The organism is Pseudonocardia sp. Ae505_Ps2, assembly GCF_001932425.1.
In the GTDB taxonomy this organism is placed as follows: Bacteria; Actinomycetota; Actinomycetes; order Mycobacteriales; family Pseudonocardiaceae; genus Pseudonocardia.
This window is the reverse complement of record NZ_MCIP01000001.1, coordinates 5,527,603-5,543,178: the sequence shown is the minus strand read 5'-3', so window position 1 is coordinate 5,543,178 and position 15,576 is coordinate 5,527,603. Positions and strand designations below refer to the sequence as shown.

Genomic DNA, 15,576 nt, shown 5'->3' with positions numbered 1-15,576 from the left:
GACGTACGATGGGGTCATGTCGACCCGCACGCTGCTCGTCCCCGGTACACCGACCCCGAGTCGCGAGGTGCCGGCGCACATCCCGCGTCCGGAGTACGTCGGCAAGCCGGCCCCGGCGCGCAGCCGTCGCGGCGACGTCCAGACGCCCGAGACGATCGAGCTGATGCGGCACGCCGGGAAGATCGCGGCCCGGGCGCTGCAGCTCGCCGGTGAGACCGTCCGCCCGGGCATCACCACCGACGAGATCGACCGCGTGGTCCACGAGTTCCTCGTCGACCACGACGCGTACCCCTCGACGCTGGGCTACCGCGGCTTCCCCAAGTCCTGCTGCACCAGCCTCAACGAGGTCATCTGCCACGGCATCCCGGACACGACCGTGATCAACGACGGCGACGTGGTCAACGTCGACGTCACGGCGTTCGTCGGCGGGGTGCACGGCGACACCAACGCGACCTTCCTCGCCGGTGACGTGTCGGAGGAGGCACGGCTGCTCGTCGAGCGCACCCGCGAGGCCACGATGCGCGCCATCAAGGCCGTCCGTCCCGGGCGCGAGCTGAACGTCGTCGGCCGGGTCATCGAGTCCTACGCCAGGCGCTTCGGCTACGGCGTCGTCCGCGACTTCACCGGCCACGGCATCGCCCACGAGTTCCACTCCGGGCTGGTCGTGCTGCACTACGACCAGCCCGACGTGCACACCGTCCTCGAGCCCGGGATGACCTTCACCATCGAGCCGATGATCACCCTTGGCGGGATCGACTACGACACCTGGGACGACGACTGGACCGTCGTCACCAAGGACAAGTCGTGGGTCGCGCAGTTCGAGCACACCATCGTCGTGACCGACGACGGCGCGGAGATCCTGACCCTGCCCTGAGCCCGTCGCCCCGGCCTGCGCGGCCGGGGCGCCCGGGTCAGGCCGCGGTGCGCTCGCGCAGCAGGGCCAGCGCCTCGTCGGCGTGCTTGTTCATGTCGGTCTCGGAGCCGATCTCGGCGAGGATCCGGCGGTCCGGCCCGATCACGAACGTCTTGCGGCGGGTGTGGAAGTTCCCCGGGAGCCAGGCCCGGTAGGCGCCGAAGGACTTCGCGACGGTGTGGTCGGCGTCGGACAGGAGCGGGAAGCCGAAGCCGTTCGCGGCCGCGAACATGTTCTGCTTGTCCGGCCGGTCCGAGGAGATCCCGACCGGCTGCGCGCCGACCTCGGCAAACTCGGCCGCGAGGTCGCGGAAGTGGCAGGCCTCGGCGGTACAGCCACCGGTCATCGCGGCCGGGTAGAAGAACAGGACGACGGGCCCGGCGGCCAGCAGGTCGGACAGCCTGCGCGGTGTGCCGGCCTCGTCGGGCAGCTCGAAGTCGGTGGCGGTGTCGCCGACGGCCATGGTGTCTCCTCGGGCCGGGGGTGCGGGGTGGGTCAGGAACGTGGGGGCAGCGGGAGGAACCCGCTGGTGCGGCGGACGTAGTCGGCGTAGCCGGGGCGCCGGCCGGCGATGTCGCGTTCCAGCAGCGCCGCGCCGGTGCCCTTCACCAGGTTCGCGGTGATCACGGCGACCCCGACCAGGCCGATCAGACCTGCCGGGTGGTGCAGCGCGAGGATGCCCAGACCCCACCAGACGCAGGCGTCGCCGAAGTAGTTGGGGTGGCGGGTGTACCGCCACAGCCCGCGGTCCATCACCTCGCCGCGGTTCGCGGGATCGGCGGTGAACCGGGCCAGCTGGGCGTCGCCGACGGACTCGAAGGCGAACCCGACCGCCCAGACGAGCACACCGAGCACGGTGACGGCGACCAGCCATCCCGTCGCCGCGCTGCCGTACTGGGCGAGCTGCACGGGCAGCGACACGACCCACATCACCGCACCCTGGGTGAGGTAGACGCGACGGCCGATCGCACCGCGCTCGCGCAGCTCCACGTACCGCCGGTCCTCCGGCTTCCCGTGGTTGCGCCGCGCGATGTGCCGGGCCAGCCGCCCGCCCCACACCGCGACGAGCACGACGACCAGGGCGCGCCGCCAGCCGTCGCCCGTCGGGTCGAGGGCCGTCGCGGTCACCGCGGTGACCAGCGCGACCCACACGAACCCGAGGCCCCAGACGACGTCGACGCCGTCGTGCCTGCCGCGCCGTACCCCGATCGCGTAGGCGAGGGCCATGAGCACGGCCACGGCGACGGCGGTGACGCCGAGGTTGACGGCCCACGCGGCCCAGGGGAACGGGTTCACGAGATCATGCTGTCGCGGCCGGCGACGGCGCGCCCGCCGGGGCGTGCCCGACGGCCGGGTCGAGCCCCAGGATCCCGGTGCGGCTGCGCGGCAGACCGGAGGTGCCGTCGGCGCCGGGGCGCACGGTCAGGATCTGGTGCACACCCATCCGGTTCTCCTCGAACGCCAGCGCCGCGCCGGCCAGGTACAGCAGCCAGATCCGCCACTGCTCCGCACCGATCATCCGGATCGCGATCTCGCGGTGGGCCTGCAGCGTCTCCAGCCACGGCCGGACCGTCCACACGTAGTGCTCGCGCAGCGAGTGCACGTCCACCACCTCGTGCCCGGCCTGCTCCAGGAACCCGAGGGTCTCGCCGAGCGGGCGCATGTACATGTCCGGCGCGACGTAGGCCTCCATGAACGCGCCGCCGCCGGGTGCGGTGTTCGCCCCGACCGAGCCGCGCGACATCTGCTGCAGCAGCAGGCGTCCGTGCGGGCGCAGCATGCGGTGCAGCTGCGCGGCGTAGACGCCGTAGTTCTCCTGGCCGACGTGCTCGCCCATCTCGATCGAGGCGACCGCGTCGAAGGGCTGGTCGGAGATCTCGCGGTAGTCCTGCAGCCTGATCTCCACCCGCTCGGACAGTCCAGCCCGGCGGACGCGCTCGACGCCGTAGTCGCGCTGCTGCGCCGACAGGGTCACCCCGGTGGCGTGCACGCCGTAGTGCTCCGCGGCGTGCACGAGCAGCGACGCCCAGCCGCAGCCGACGTCGAGCAGCCGCATCCCCGGCGCCAGGCCGAGCTTGCGGCAGATCAGGTCCAGCTTGTCGCGCTGGGCGTCGACGAGGGTGTAGTCGGGTCCCTCGTCGCGGGTCCAGTAGCCGCACGAGTACGCCATCTGCGGGTCGAGCAGGAAGGCGTAGAACTCGTTCGACAGGTCGTAGTGGTGGCTGATCGCGTCGCGGTCGCGGCGGCGGCTGTGCCGCCGCCCGCCCAGACGGGCCTCCGACGACGGCGGCCGCGGCGGCGGGCCGACGGCGCCGAGCCGGGCCGCGGTGCCCAGTGCCCCCAGCTTCTGACGCAGGTCGAGCCGCACGGCACCGGTGCCCGGCCGGGCGAGCGCCCAGAACCGGGACAGGCCGTCGGCGATGTCGCCGTCGAAGGACAGGTCGCCGGAGACGAACGCCCTGGCCAGGCCGAGCTCGCCCGGCGCCCACAGCAGCCGGCGCAGGGCCCGGCGCCGGTGGACGATCACCGTCGGCGGGGTCGGGTCGTCGGGCGTGCCGGTCCGCCCGGCCTCGCTGCCGTCCCAGGCACGCAGCCGCACCGGGAGCGGGGCGCGCAGGACGTCCTCCAGGAGCGAGGCGAGGCGCTCCGCGGGGGTGGTGGTCATGGGGCCTCGATTCAGCTCGATTCAGAAGGACGGGCGGCGCTGCAGCGAGAACTGGAAGACGTCGAGGTAGCCGACGCGGAAGCCCGCCTCGCAGTAGCCGAGGTAGAACTCCCACATCCGGCGGAACGTCTCGTCGAAGCCGAGCGCCTCGACCTCGTCCCACCGCTCGAGGAAGCGCGTGCGCCAGTGGCCCAGGGTGCGGGCGTAGTCGAAGCCGAGGCTGCGCCGCTCGGCGACGTGCAGGCCGCCGGTGTGGTCGGCGAGGTTCTGCTCGATCGCCTCGACCGACGGGATGATCCCGCCCGGGAAGACGTACTTGTGGATCCAGGTGTAGTCGTCGCGGGCGACCATCATCCGGTCGTGCGGCATGGTGATCGACTGCAGGCCGACCCGCCCGCCCGGCTTGAGCAGCCGGTCCAGCGCGGCGAAGTACGTCGGCCAGTACTCGACGCCGACGGCCTCGATCATCTCGACCGACACGACGGCGTCGTAGGAGCCCTGGGCCTCGCGGTAGTCGCGCAGCAGCACCTGCACCCGGTCGGCCACGCCCGCCTCGGCGAGCCGCGCCTCGGCGAGGGTCTTCTGCTCCTGCGAGATCGTCAGTGTGGTGACCCGGGCGCCGCGCTGCGCGGCCCGCGTCGCGAGCCCGCCCCAGCCCGTTCCGATCTCCAGCACGTGCATCCCGGCCCCGACGCCCGCCATGTCCAGGATGCCGTCGATCTTGCGTTCCTGGGCCAGGACGAGGTCGTCGGAGCCGTCGGCGAACCAGCCCGCGGAGTAGGACATGGTGTCGTCGAGGAACAGCGAGAACAGCTCGTTGGACAGGTCGTAGTGGCGGTGGATGTTCTCCCGCGACCCCTCCACCGAGTTGACCTCGGCGGTGGGCCGGCGGGCCTCGGCGAACCGGCGGCCCAGCCGCTGGAGCGCCGGTGGGATCAGCGTCGACAGCCGGGACGCGAACGGGGTCAGCAGACCGGGCAGGTCGCTGGTCGTCCAGTCACCCACCATGTAGGACTCGCCGAACCCGATCTTCGAGTCGGCGCCGAGCCGGTGGAAGAGCGCCGACGGCCGCTCGATCCGCATCACCGGGGAGTCCGGGCCGCCCGACCCGATGCGCTCCCCACCGGGGAACACCACCCGGACCGGCAGCGACCGGACGGCGTTGCGGAACAGCGACTCCGCGATCCTGGCCTTGACCGGGGCCACGGGCGGCGTCGCCAGCCCGGGCCACACTCCCTCGTTGGGGCGGGGGACGGCGTGGGTGCGGGGCCGGACGCCGCGCGCCCCGCCGGTCACCGGCACGGCGATCCCGTCGTGCTGCATCGTCATCGCGAGAGCCCTTCCTGAGGCAGATCCTGTACGGGGTGTTCGTCGGGCAGGCCCGCGCGGTTCTGTGGTGGACGGGCCGGTTTCGGCACGACCGGGAGCCGGGTCCACAGCGCGATGCCGTGCCGCCGGATCAGCGCCGCGGTCCGCTGGGTGACCAGCGGGCGCCGCAGCACCGTGCGCGCCACCTGCCGGGTGGTCGCGGGCCTGCGGGTCCCGGCCAGGGTGGCGACGAACGCGGGCGCGCCGTCCTGGTGCAGCGTGATCGCGATGCCGAGCCGGTCGCCGGGTTCGGGCAGGCGCATCGCGTAGTGGCCGTCGACGGTGAGGAACGGCGAGACGTAGAACTCCTTGTCCACGCTCGCCCGCCCCGACGGGTCGGGGTGCAGCAGGTAGCAGTGCCGTTCGCCGTAGGTGTTGTGCACCTCCGCGATCACGCAGGCGAGCGTGCCGTCGGCGCGGTGGCACCAGAACACCGAGATCGGATTGAACACGTAGCCGAGCACCCGGGCGTGGGCGAGCATCAGGACCCGGCCCCCGGCCAGGTCGATGCCGTGCGCGGCCAGGTAGGTGTCGACGTTCTCCCGGATCCCGCGACCGGGGTCGCCGAGGTGGTCGCGGGACTCGAAGCGGGCGAACGGGCGCAGCCAGAACGGCAGCCGCGGCAGCGCGTCGAGGTCGACGAGCCAGTAGTAGATCGGGTGCGAGAACGACGACTCCAGGTCGCGCCGGCGGGCGTGCCGCACCTCGGCGTCGTACAGCGCCGGGGTGCTCACCAGCTCACCCCGAGCGCGCGGGCGGCGCGTACCCCCGAGGCACAGCCGTCCTCGTGGAAGCCCCAGCCGTGGTAGGCGCCGGCGAAGGCGGTGACCGGGGTGTTCAGCTCCGGTAGGCGGCGCTGCGCGGCCACCGAGCCCGGCGTGTACACGGGGTGCTCGTAGGTCATCCGTGCGACGACGGCGTCCGGCGCGATCCGCCCGGCGCCGTTCAGCGTGACCACCCAGTCGTCGGGGTCGGTGAGGCGCATCAGCCGGTTCATGTCGTAGCTGACCAGCACCGGAGCCTGGGCGGAGTCGGCGCAGGCCGGCTTGAGGTAGTTCCACGACGCCCGGGCGCCGCCGCGGCGCGGCAGCAGCGAGGTGTCGTGGTGCAGCCAGGTCTCGTTGCGGGAGTAGGTGAACGCCCCCAGCACGGCCCGCTCGTCGGCGGTGGCGTCGTCGCCCAGGACCGCCAGCGCCTGGTCGGGGTGGGTGGCGAGCACGACGTGGTCGAACGCGGCGACGGTGTCGGAGTCGTCGCGGACCTCGACGCCCGCGGCCGAGCGCACGACCGAGCGGACCGGTGTCGCGGTGCGCACGGCCGGGAGCTGCTTGACGACGCGCTCGACGTAGGAGCGGGACCCGCCGGTGACCGTCCGCCACTGCGGCGAGCCGCCGATCCCGAGCATGCCGTGGTGGTCGAGGAAGGTGAACAGGTAGCGCGCCGGGTAGTCCAGCGACAGCGCCGCGCCCGCCGACCACACGCAGGACACCACCGGGATCATGAAGTGCTGGACGAAGTAGCGGGAGTAGCCACCGATCGCGAGGAACGCCCCGAGCGTCACGTCGCCGGCGGAGGACTCGGCCAGGACCCGGCGGGCGTGGCGGTGGAACCGGACGACCTCACCGAGCATCCGCAGGTAGGCCGGCCGGGCCAGGTTCGACGCCTGGGGGAACAGGCCACCCAGCTTGCGGGCACCGGCGTACTCCAGCCCGCAGCCGTCGCAGCGCACCGACATGGACATGTCGGAGTCCTGGGTGGCCACGCCCAGCTCGCCGAACAGCCGCAGCAGGTTCGGGTAGGTGCGGTCGTTGTGGACGATGAAACCCGAGTCCACGTGGGTCGTCCCCCCGTCCGACGAGGCCAGCTCGTGGGTGTGGGCGTGCCCGCCGGGGCGGTCGTCGGCCTCGTACAGCGTCACGTCGTGGCTGCGGGACAGCAGGTGGGCGGCCGTCAGACCGGACACCCCGCTGCCCACCACGGCAACGGTCGGACGCGCCTGCACTGCACTCACCTGTGGACTCCTTCGAGCGCGACCCGCAGCCCGGCCGGGGCGGGTTCCGCCATGGCGTTCGAGATGACCGGGTCCCGGGGTTCGGCCCCGAGCTCGCCGAGTGCGAAACGTCGCACCAGGGAGGTCCAGTCACCGGCGCGGCGGAGCATGGGGTGGCCGTCGCCGAGGACGTCGAAGCGGGCGACCCGGTCGGTCACCGACCGGGCGTGCAGGGCGTAGGCGTAGGACGCGGCGGGGTCGGTCATCCGGTCCCGGTCCCCGTGCGCGATCAGCACCGCGCGCCCGGCGAGCTGCTCGACCGGGTCGGATCCCTCCAGCCAGGGGGCGAGCCCGCACACCGCGACGACACCGGGCGCGCCCGCCGCCCGCAGCACCGCACGGCCACCCATCGAGTGCCCGACGAGCACGATCGGACGCCCCGGGTAGCGGCGGGCGAGCTCGTGGACGGCCCACTCGGCGTCGCGGTAGGCGTCCATGGCCGGGCCGTTCCAGCCCCGCACCCGGTAGCGCAGCAGGTGCACCGCGACGCCCGAGCCCAGCTCGGTCCGGTGGCCGCGCCCGCCGCGCTCCAGGGAGTGCGCGAACGGCAGCATGCGCAGCAGCGCCAGCCCGCGCCGGGCGGGGGCGGTGGAGTGCGACTTCCCACCGTGGGCGACGAGCACCACACCGGCGGGGTCGGGGTGGCGGTCGCCGGCGTTCTCCAGCCACGGACTCGGATCGGGCACGGGGCGCCTCGCAGGGGACGGGGTGCACGGGGCACCGGGACGGTCTCGGCGCGTGTTCGTCCGGCGGCCCGGTGGTGGCCGGTCGGTGGGACCGTCCTCACATCGGGTCGGCCCGGACACGGCCCGCGGCCGGTGCGTACCCGTCGACCCTAGATCGGGCCCCGGTACCTTGCTCGTCGAGACATCTCGGCGCGCGGGCCGCTCGAACGAGTGAGGTGCACATCACCTCCGGTGGTCACGGCGTGGGTGGGTAGGACCACGGACGCACCCGGCCGCGGGAGGCGCGAAGATGTGCGTGCGCCCGGGAGCCGGGCGCCGCGGACGGGCGGGGAGAGGACGACGACGATGGGCGTGCCACCGGAGCTGACGGTGTGGCAGAAGGTCGTGGCGACGGTGCGACGCCGGCGTCGCGGGTCGGGTTTCTGGTTCGGCCTCGCGATCGCGGTGATCTGGCCGTTCGTCGTCTTCGGGACCCGGCTGGGCTGGCGCGGTGCGGAGCACCTGCCGCGCACCGGCGGCGCCCTGCTGGTCGGCAACCACGTCTCGTTCTCCGACCCGATCTTCGACATCGCCTTCGGCACCGCGCACGGCCGGATCCCGCGGTTCCTGGCCAAGGGCGAGCTGTGGTCGGTGCCGGTGGTCAAGTGGGTGCTCGGCCACGGCGGGCACATTCCGGTGTACCGGTCGTCGAAGCGGGCGTCGGAGTCGTTCACCGGCTCGATCGACGCCCTGGAGCGCGGGGAGATCGTCGCGATCTACCCGGAGGGCACCTACACCCGTGACCCCGAGCACTGGCCGATGAAGCCGAAGAACGGCGTCGCCCGGATCGCGCTGCGCTCCGGCGTCCCGGTGATCCCGATGGCGAACTGGGGCACCCAGGACTTCCTGCCCGCCGACGGGAAGCCGGCGCCGTTCCCGCGCAAGCGCGTCACGGTCGCGCTCGGCCCGCCGGTGGACCTCTCGGAGTTCGTCGGGAAGCCGCTGACGAAGACCACCCTCGACGCGGCCACCGCGAAGATCATGGACGCGGTGACCGGGCTGCTGGAGGAGCTGCGCGGGGAGACCCGCCCGGCGACGCCCTACGACCCGCAGGCTCGGCCGCGTCCGGAATCACCGGGCGAGCCGGCGGACCCGGCGCAGCGGGCGGCGTCCTGACCCGGCCCCGCGGGTGGCATCTCGTTGGTAGCCTGATGGTATGAAGGCCTCCATCGACAATGCCGGGCGTCTGGTGATCCCGAAGCAGCTGCGGGAGCGCCTCGGCCTGGTCCCGGGCGAGGTGGATGTCGAGGCCGACGGTGCGGACCTGAGGGTCCGTCCGGTCGCGCAGGACACCCTGGCGGAGGAGGACGGCTGGCTCCTGGTCCCGTCGTCGGGAACTCCTCTCACCGACGACGACGTGCAGCAGCTCCGTGACGCCGACCAGCGCTGACCCGCAGCTGCTCGTCGACACCAGTGTCGCGGTGGCGCTCAGTACCGCCGACCACGAGGCACGGGCAGCATGCCGATCCGTCGTCGAGGGACGACGGATCGGCCTGTCCGGTCACGCGGCGTTCGAGACGTTCTCGGTGCTCACCCGGCTCCCGGCGCCGAGCCGCCGCACCGTCGCCGCGGTCGCGACGCTGATCCGGCACAACTTCCCGCACACGGTCTTCCTGTCGCCCGCCGCGTCCGCGGAGCTGCTCGACCGGCTGGCGGGCACGGGGGTCTCCGGCGGGTCGGTCTACGACGCCCTGGTCGGTGGCTGCGCCGCGTACGCCGGGGTTCCCCTCGTGACCCGTGATCGTCGTGCGCTCGGCACCTACCGGGTGCTCGACGTCGACGTCGTCCTGGTGACCTGAGCCGTCAGATCTCCAGCCCCAGAAGGGCGTTCTCGATGACCTCGGGCAGCGCCGGGTGGATCCAGTACTGGCCGGTCGCGATCTCGGTGACGGTCTGGCCGAAGGCCATCGCCTGGATCAGCTGCTGGACCAGCGTCGATGCCTGCGGCCCGAGCAGGTGGGCGCCCAGCAGCCTGCCGGTGCCCTTCTCCGCGATCAGCTTGCAGATGCCGGTGCGGTCCTCCATGGCCCAGCCGTAGGCGACGTCGCCGACGTTCTGCACCTTGACCGCGATGTCGAACCCGGCGTCGCGGGCCTCGGCCTCGGTCAGGCCGACCGAGGCGATCTGCGGCTCGGTGAACACCGCGGCCGGGACGAGGTCGTGGTTGGTGGTGCGCAGGTCGTCCGGGTGCGCCAGGTTGTGACCGACGATCTTGGCCTCGTGGTTGGCCACGTGCTTGAGCTGGTGCGGGGAGCTCACGTCGCCCAGCGCCCACACCCCCGGGGCGGAGACGCTGCGCTGGTACTCGTCGACGGCGACCCGGCCGTCGGCGTGCACGGTCACGCCACCGCGGTCCAGATCCATCCGGTCGCCGTTGGGCACCCGGCCGGTGGCGACGAGCAGCGTGTCGGCGACGACGGTGGAGCCGTCGTCGAGGGTGATCTCGACCTCGCCGGGGCCACCGCTGCCGTCGCCGGACAGCGCGGTGACCTGGCGTCCCAGCCGGCAGTCCCAGCGGGCGGTGGCGATCTCGGTGAACCGGTCGGACAGCGTGTGGTCGAGGTGGCGCAGCAGCTTCGGCCCGCGGGCGATCACGGTGACCTCGGCGCCGAGCGCGGAGAACACGTGCGCGAACTCCGACGCGATGTAACCGCCGCCCAGGATGGCGAGCCGGCGCGGCACGTCGTCGACACGCATCACGGTGTCGGAGGTCTCGAACGGCACACCGGCCTCGGCGACCAGCGGCGGGATGCTCGGCCGCGACCCGGCGGCGATGACGATCCGGTCGCCGCTGACCGTGACGGTGCCGGAGCCGTCGGTGCGCTCGATGCCCAGCTCGCGCTCGCCGGTGAAGCGGGCGTGCCCGAAGTACACGGTGACGTTGGGGCTGCGGTCCACCCGGTAGGAGCGTCCGCCCTCGGAGATCGGGTCGATCCGCCCGAACACCCGGTCCCGGATGTCGGTCCAGCGGATCTTGTCGACGGTGCCGTCGACGCCGTAGGTGTGCGCGTGCCGGATGGTCTCGGCGACGTCCGCGGCGTAGACGTACATCTTCGTCGGGATGCAGCCGACGTTCAGGCAGGTCCCGCCGAACACCCCGTGCTCGACGAGCGCGACGTCGAGCCCGGCGAAGCGTTCGTCGAGGAAGGTGTTTCCGGAACCGGTGCCGATGACGACCAGATCATGGTGGGCCACGTCGCGAGGCTAACCGCTTCCGCGGGTCGGCGGCGTTCTGGTACCCCTCTGGAGATGACCGTCCCCACACCGGCCGCGGCGGCGGCCCCCACCCTGCACCGCGCCTGGGCCGCCGACCTCGACCCGGCCACGCTGTACGCGCTCCTCGCGCTGCGCACCGCGATCTTCGTCGTCGAGCAGGAGTGCCCCTACCAGGAGCTCGACGGGCGTGACCTCGAACCACGGACCCGGCACCACTGGCTGGCCGAGGGCGCGACGGTGGTCGCGACCCTGCGGCTGCTGGCCGAGCCCGGCGGGGTCATGCGGATCGGCCGGGTGTGCACCCGGGCCGAGGCGCGCGGGCGCGGGCTGGGGCACCGGCTGATGGACTCGGCGCTCGCCGAGGTCGGCGACCGCCCCTGCGTGCTCGACGCCCAAGAGGTCCAGCAGGTGTTCTACGCCCGGCACGGTTTCGTGCCGGCGGGGGAGCGGTTCGTCGAGGACGGCATCCCGCACGTCCCGATGGAGCGCCGTCGCTCCTGAGCGGGGCCCGGCCCGCGGCCCGTGTGCGCAGGTCCGGCGGGGACCGTGCGGCGCACGACCGGACGAGGGGCGTGCTCCGCGCGTCGCCGTCGCCGGGGCGCCGAGTGCGCGATACTCCCGCGCGTGCTCCGACCGAGGGTGCACGAGCGGACACGCTGGGAGAGGAAGGCGGAACGGATGAGCGAGGACCGACGGGGCGGCGACTCCCCGGCCTGGGGGCGGGTCGGACCGGCGGACCCGACGGCGGACCCGGCGACCCATCCGGCGCTGCGCACGCCCGACCCCACGGCCGAGCAGCCGACCGTGGCGGTGCCGGTGGAGGGCGGACCGGACTCCGAGGCCACCACCGAGAAGCGCGCGATCCCGCACACCCGCGCCGGCGGGCTGTGGGCCGCACTGATCCTCTCGGCGGTCGTGCTGATCTTCCTGCTGGTGTTCATCCTGCAGAACACCGAGCCGGTCGCGATCACCTTCCTGTGGATGACCGGGACCCTGCCGACCGGGGTGGCGCTGCTGTTCGCCGCGATCGCCGGGATCCTGCTGGTCGCCGTGCCCGGGACGGGCCGGATCCTGCAGCTGCGCCGGCAGGCGCGGCGGGGCTGACCCGCACGGGTCGCGGCCGGGTGAGGCGGCCGCGACCCGGGGGAGGTCAGCGCCGGCGGCGCGGCCGGTCGGAGCGCGCGGCCCCGCCCGCGGCCGGGCGACGGCGCGGGGTGGGCTTCGGCGGCTTGGCGACGATGATCGGCTCGCCGGATGGCTCCTGCGCACCGGTCACACGGACCAGGTCCGGGTGCCCCGGACGGACCGTCGAGACCTCCGCGGAGACCCCGGCCTGGCGGGTGAGCAGGTCCACCTCGGCTCGCTGCTCGGGCATCGCCAGCGTCACCACGACGCCGTCCTCCCCGGCCCGGGCGGTACGCCCGGCACGGTGCAGGTAGGCCTTGGGGTCGGCGGGCGGGTCGACGTGCACGACGAGCCCGACGTCGTCGATGTGGATGCCGCGGGCCGCGACGTCGGTCGCGACGAGGACCGGCACCGCGCCGGAGCGGAAGTCGTCGAGCGCGCGGTTGCGCTGGCTCTGCGAGCGGCCACCGTGCAGCGGCCCGGCGGCGACGCCCTCGCGACGCAGCACCCGCACCATCCGGTCGGCGCCGTGCTTGGTGCGCACGAACAGGATCGTCCGGCCCTCCCGGGCGGCGATCTCGGCGACGACGCGGGGCCGGTCGTCGCGGTCGACGACGAGCACGTGGTGCTCCATCGTCGCGACGCTGCCGGTCGGCGGGGCGACCGAGCGGGTCACCGGGTCGGTGAGGTGGCGCCGGACCAGGGTGTCGACGTCGCCGTCGAGGGTCGCGGAGAACAGCAGACGCTGCCCGTCGGCCGGGGTGCGGTCGAGGATCGCGCGGACCTGGGGCAGGAAGCCCATGTCGGCCATGCGGTCGGCCTCGTCCAGCGCGGTGATCGTGACCTCGGACAGGTCACAGGTGCGCTGCTGGAGGTGGTCGGACAGCCGGCCCGGGGTGGCGACCAGCAGGTCGATCCCGCGCCTGAGCTCGGCGACCTGCTTGTTCATCGACATCCCGCCGACGATGTCGGTCACCCGCAGGTCGACCGCCTTCGCCAGGGGCTTCAGTACCTCGACGACCTGGGTGGCGAGCTCGCGGGTCGGGACCAGCACCAGACCGCGCGGAGCGGTGGGGCGGGAGCGCTCCCCGGCCAGGCGGGCCAGCAGCGCGAGCCCGAAGGCGAGGGTCTTGCCGGACCCGGTCTGGCCGCGTCCGAGCAGGTCACGCCCGGCGAGGGTGTCGGGCAGCGTGGCCGCCTGCACCGGGAACGGGGCGGTGAAACCCTGCTCGGCCAGCGCCGTGGTCAGCCGCTCGGGCAGGCCCAGCGCGGCGAACGACGGCATGCCGTCCTCGGGCTCGACCCACTGCGGCTCCGGCTCGGCCTTCGGCGCGGCGACGGCGGCGCGGGCCGCGGCCGGACGGGACGCGGCGCCGCCATTGCCACCGCCACCGCCGCCGCGGCGTCCGCGGCGGGAGGCCGGACGGTCGCCGTTGCGCTGGGAGGACCGGGCGGGCCCGCGGTCGACGCGGCTGCCGTCCTGCAGGTGCTCGCGGCGCTCGGCGCGGTTGCCGGTGCCGCCGTCGCCGGAGCGCTCGCCCCGGGCGGTGCGCTCGCCGCGGGGAGCGCCGGAGCGCTCACCGCGGGCGGGGCCGCCGGTACGGGCGCCCCGGGCCGGACGTGCGGCGTCGCGGCGGTCGTCGTCCCGGGCGGGACGGTCGCGGCGGTCCTCGCCACGGAACTCGCCGCGGGTCTCGCTGCGGAACTCGGTGCGGCGGTCGTCGCGTCGGGTCGACCCGCGCTGGGCGCCGCCGTCTGCGGACGGCCCGGACGGGCGGGTGGCCCGCCGACGGGCGGGACGGTCGGTGGCGGTGCCGGCGTCGGACGACGGCGGGCGGAACTGCGGCCTGGTCAAGACAGGTCTCCTCGAGAACGTGGCACGTCCTGCGGAGACCTCGGGGGAGGTGTGCTCGGCCGACGGGCCCGGGCGCGGCAGGTGCGTCGTCGCGGTGCGCGCTCCGTGATGGAAGGGCTCGGCCCGGTGACAGAATGCCCGGGCGCTCGTCGATCGACACTACGCCCCGCGCCCGGCCCGGACGACGGCGGGACCTCCTCCGCCCGCCGGGATGCCGCCCGTGGTGTCCGGGCCGCACCCCGGCGACTGGGGTCGACCGTCAGCCGATCCGGGAGCGTTCCCGCAGGTCCGACAGCAGGTCGGCGGGGGCGGCCGGGTCCAGCCCGTGCGCGACGAACCACTCGCCGATGCGTCGCACGTCACGGTCGAGGAACTCCGGTCCCTGCGGGTTCCCGACGACGTCGACCACCTGCGGCAGGTCGATCAGCACCGCCCTGCCGCGGTGGACGAGCACGTTGTAGGCCGACAGGTCGCCGTGCGCCCACCCGAGATCGGCGAGCACCCCGAGGGCGTCGACGAGGTCGCCCCACAGCGCGGCCAGCTCGTCGGGGTCCGGGCGCAGCGCGGCGAGCCGGGGCGCGGCGCGCCCGTCGGCGGTGCCGAGGAACTCCAGCAGCACCTCGGTCCCGTCGACCGAGACGGGGTAGGGCACCGGCGCCCCCGCGCCGTGCAGCCGGGCGAGCGCGGCGAACTCCGCCGCCGCCCACTGCCCGGCGATGAGGTCGCGGCCCAGCACGGTGCGCCGCGCCATCGCGCGGGTCTCCCGGGAGCGCCGGACGCGGCGCCCCTCCAGGTAGCCGGCGTCGCGGTGGAACATGCGGTGTGCGGGGTCGCGGTAGCGCTTGGCGGCGAGCAGCACCCCGTCGTGGCCGGGGAGGCCGCGTTCGACGAGGTGCACGTCGGCCTCCTTGCCGGTCTTGAGCACCCCGCGCTCGTGGTCGACGGCGCCGGCGTCGGTCACCAGCCAGCCGGGGCGGGGGTGCGGACCGCGGGACCCGGCGGGCAGCCCGGTCCAGGTGGACCAGCGGTCGGCACCGCCGGGGATCTCGGCGGTGTCGGGGTCGTGCCCGGCACGGCCGTCCAGGTCGAGCGCGGCGGTGTCGGCGCGGCCGGGACGGGGGCGGGGCTCGTCGTCGTCATTGTGGTCGTCGAAGCGGCGGCGACGGCGGACGGGATCGGGACGGTCGGAGGAGTACACGTGCGGCTCCGGAGGCAGCGAGGGGTGCCGCGCGGAGCCGGTCCTCAGGGACCGGTCGTGCCGCGCGACGGGGACGGTGCGGTGGGGCGCGCGTTGCGCACCCGGACACGACGGACGGCCATCGGTACGCACCTCCCCGCTCGCACCGCGCGGTCCTGCCGCGCCACCGGTCCCTCCGGCCGGTCGTGACCCTGCCGGACGCCGCCCCGGCCCGCCACGGGTTTTCCGGGGTCCTCCGCGCCGCCGGCCGACGGCGGCCGCCACGCGTGCCGGCCGGGCCCGGCCGCACCGTCACGACCGCACCGTCACGGCCGCACCGTCACGGCCGCACCGTCACGGCCGGGCCGGCACGACAGCGCTGCCCGCGGTCACGACCGGGCCGTCACGACCGGGACCGTCACGACCGGGACCGGCACGACCGGGACCGGCACGACCGAGGGCCGGCACGGCGGGCGTGTCCC

The 15,576-nt window shown here is 74.3% G+C and carries 16 protein-coding genes; 6 read left to right on the top strand and 10 right to left on the bottom strand.

Features of this window, described 5'->3' with window-relative positions; translation table 11 throughout:
* Positions 1–16: 16 nt before the first annotated feature.
* Positions 17–874, top strand: a complete 858-nt coding sequence (gene map / locus Ae505Ps2_RS25795) for a type I methionyl aminopeptidase (RefSeq protein ID WP_075307575.1) — start codon at positions 17–19, stop codon at positions 872–874.
* Between the two features lie 37 nt (positions 875–911).
* On the opposite strand, the gene Ae505Ps2_RS25790 is transcribed toward map, so the two are convergent.
* From Ae505Ps2_RS25790 to Ae505Ps2_RS25760, 7 genes are read right to left on the bottom strand one after another with little or no spacing between them, the layout of a single operon-like run.
* A complete protein-coding gene (locus Ae505Ps2_RS25790; RefSeq protein WP_075307573.1) occupies positions 912–1,376 on the bottom strand; it encodes a peroxiredoxin in 465 nt (154 codons plus the stop codon).
* A gap of 32 nt (positions 1,377–1,408) precedes the next feature.
* Entirely contained in the window at positions 1,409–2,209 is an 801-nt protein-coding gene (locus Ae505Ps2_RS25785) for a DUF1295 domain-containing protein (protein ID WP_075307571.1), read from the bottom strand.
* A 4-nt stretch (positions 2,210–2,213) separates the two neighbouring features.
* Complete coding sequence (locus Ae505Ps2_RS25780) at positions 2,214–3,578, bottom strand: cyclopropane-fatty-acyl-phospholipid synthase family protein (RefSeq protein ID WP_020622020.1); 1,365 nt, start codon at positions 3,576–3,578, stop codon at positions 2,214–2,216.
* A 21-nt stretch (positions 3,579–3,599) separates the two neighbouring features.
* Positions 3,600–4,907, bottom strand: a complete 1,308-nt coding sequence (locus Ae505Ps2_RS25775; protein WP_083695711.1) for a cyclopropane-fatty-acyl-phospholipid synthase family protein — start codon at positions 4,905–4,907, stop codon at positions 3,600–3,602.
* The gene (locus Ae505Ps2_RS25770) at positions 4,904–5,680 is read right to left on the bottom strand and encodes a DUF1365 domain-containing protein (RefSeq protein ID WP_075307569.1); all 777 of its coding nucleotides are present in this window, start codon (positions 5,678–5,680) and stop codon (positions 4,904–4,906) included. Before Ae505Ps2_RS25770 ends, Ae505Ps2_RS25775 begins: the two co-directional genes overlap by 4 nt.
* A complete protein-coding gene (locus Ae505Ps2_RS25765) occupies positions 5,677–6,957 on the bottom strand; it encodes an FAD-dependent oxidoreductase (RefSeq protein ID WP_349289841.1) in 1,281 nt (426 codons plus the stop codon). Before Ae505Ps2_RS25765 ends, Ae505Ps2_RS25770 begins: the two co-directional genes overlap by 4 nt.
* The gene (locus Ae505Ps2_RS25760) at positions 6,954–7,682 is read right to left on the bottom strand and encodes an alpha/beta fold hydrolase (RefSeq protein ID WP_020622016.1); all 729 of its coding nucleotides are present in this window, start codon (positions 7,680–7,682) and stop codon (positions 6,954–6,956) included. Before Ae505Ps2_RS25760 ends, Ae505Ps2_RS25765 begins: the two co-directional genes overlap by 4 nt.
* A 345-nt stretch (positions 7,683–8,027) precedes the next feature.
* On the opposite strand from Ae505Ps2_RS25760, the gene Ae505Ps2_RS25755 reads away from it, so the two are divergent.
* From Ae505Ps2_RS25755 to Ae505Ps2_RS25745, 3 genes are read left to right on the top strand one after another with little or no spacing between them, the layout of a single operon-like run.
* Positions 8,028–8,837: a lysophospholipid acyltransferase family protein gene (locus Ae505Ps2_RS25755; protein ID WP_170917089.1), complete on the top strand. Its 810-nt coding sequence runs from the start codon at positions 8,028–8,030 to the stop codon at positions 8,835–8,837.
* Between the two features lie 40 nt (positions 8,838–8,877).
* Positions 8,878–9,111 (top strand): AbrB/MazE/SpoVT family DNA-binding domain-containing protein, encoded by a 234-nt coding sequence (locus Ae505Ps2_RS25750; RefSeq protein ID WP_075554067.1) that lies wholly within the window; start codon positions 8,878–8,880, stop codon positions 9,109–9,111.
* Entirely contained in the window at positions 9,092–9,520 is a 429-nt protein-coding gene (locus Ae505Ps2_RS25745) for a type II toxin-antitoxin system VapC family toxin (RefSeq protein ID WP_020622012.1), read from the top strand. Before Ae505Ps2_RS25750 ends, Ae505Ps2_RS25745 begins: the two co-directional genes overlap by 20 nt.
* Before the next feature lie 4 nt (positions 9,521–9,524).
* On the opposite strand, the gene Ae505Ps2_RS25740 is transcribed toward Ae505Ps2_RS25745, so the two are convergent.
* Positions 9,525–10,916, bottom strand: coding sequence for a mycothione reductase (locus tag Ae505Ps2_RS25740; RefSeq protein ID WP_075307565.1), 1,392 nt, complete (start codon positions 10,914–10,916; stop codon positions 9,525–9,527).
* 54 nt (positions 10,917–10,970) lie between these two features.
* On the opposite strand from Ae505Ps2_RS25740, the gene Ae505Ps2_RS25735 reads away from it, so the two are divergent.
* Both Ae505Ps2_RS25735 and Ae505Ps2_RS33735 read left to right on the top strand, forming a co-directional pair.
* Positions 10,971–11,438, top strand: coding sequence for a GNAT family N-acetyltransferase (locus Ae505Ps2_RS25735; protein WP_075307563.1), 468 nt, complete (start codon positions 10,971–10,973; stop codon positions 11,436–11,438).
* Between the two features lie 177 nt (positions 11,439–11,615).
* A complete protein-coding gene (locus tag Ae505Ps2_RS33735; RefSeq protein WP_083695713.1) occupies positions 11,616–12,041 on the top strand; it encodes a lipopolysaccharide assembly protein LapA domain-containing protein in 426 nt (141 codons plus the stop codon).
* A gap of 46 nt (positions 12,042–12,087) precedes the next feature.
* Here the strand turns inward: Ae505Ps2_RS33735 and Ae505Ps2_RS25725 are convergent, their stop codons facing one another.
* Together Ae505Ps2_RS25725 and Ae505Ps2_RS25720 are read right to left on the bottom strand one after the other, a co-directional pair.
* A complete protein-coding gene (locus Ae505Ps2_RS25725; protein ID WP_075312120.1) occupies positions 12,088–13,347 on the bottom strand; it encodes a DEAD/DEAH box helicase in 1,260 nt (419 codons plus the stop codon).
* A gap of 829 nt (positions 13,348–14,176) precedes the next feature.
* A complete protein-coding gene (locus Ae505Ps2_RS25720; RefSeq protein WP_083695715.1) occupies positions 14,177–15,115 on the bottom strand; it encodes an RIO1 family regulatory kinase/ATPase in 939 nt (312 codons plus the stop codon).
* Between the last annotated feature and the right edge of the window lie 461 nt (positions 15,116–15,576).